This is a genomic window from Myxococcus llanfairpwllgwyngyllgogerychwyrndrobwllllantysiliogogogochensis, from assembly GCF_006636215.1.
In the GTDB taxonomy this organism is placed as follows: domain Bacteria; phylum Myxococcota; class Myxococcia; order Myxococcales; family Myxococcaceae; genus Myxococcus; species Myxococcus llanfairpwllgwyngyllgogerychwyrndrobwllllantysiliogogogochensis.
Window position 1 is genome coordinate 1 of record NZ_VIFM01000634.1, and the last position, 578, is coordinate 578.

General features: G+C 59.5%; 1 protein-coding gene. It reads left to right on the forward strand.

Features of this window, described 5'->3' with window-relative positions; genetic code table 11:
• Window positions 1-475 (forward strand): DUF4148 domain-containing protein (locus FJV41_RS57120; RefSeq protein ID WP_220137987.1); only part of this gene is annotated, 475 nt, incomplete at its 5' end.
• Between the last annotated feature and the right edge of the window lie 103 nt (window positions 476-578).

A 578-nucleotide genomic window follows, 5' to 3' on the forward strand; every position in this document is an offset into this window, starting at 1 on the left:
GCGTTCCTGCCGCGGTCTCTCGCAACCTGTCCAAATTGTCATCTGCACGTTTTACTCCCGTTCGGTGCCGGTTCTTACATTGTGCTCATGCCTTCGGGCATATCGATCATCTGTACTTAGCAATGAAAAGGACCATGAAATGAAACTGACCCATCTTGCTGCCTTGAAGGCCATTGTCCTGGCTACGGCATTCCCCTTGACGGCCCAGGCCAGTTCGATGTGGCACCCGGCCCCCACCGAGGAGGGCTTCACGTACCACCCGGATCACTTCCAGAGTACCAAGACACGCGCCCAGGTGATGGCCGAAGTCGAGGCCGCCCGCAAGGACGGTACGCTGGCGATCCTGCAACGTGGAGCACCGTTGCCCATCAAGAGTTCCGAAGCGCCGAAGACGCGCCAGCAGGTTGTCGATGAGATGCGCAGCGAATCACCAGAAGCTCAACGTGCGCGGCTCGAAACGTATTCCGGCGGTTGACCTGCTGCTGCCGGTCCCCTGCGCTGCGGCGCCCCCTCGTGTCGCCTCAGTTCGTCAAAGCGGCCACAACTCGCCGAATATCGAAGCGGCATCTGATTTGATG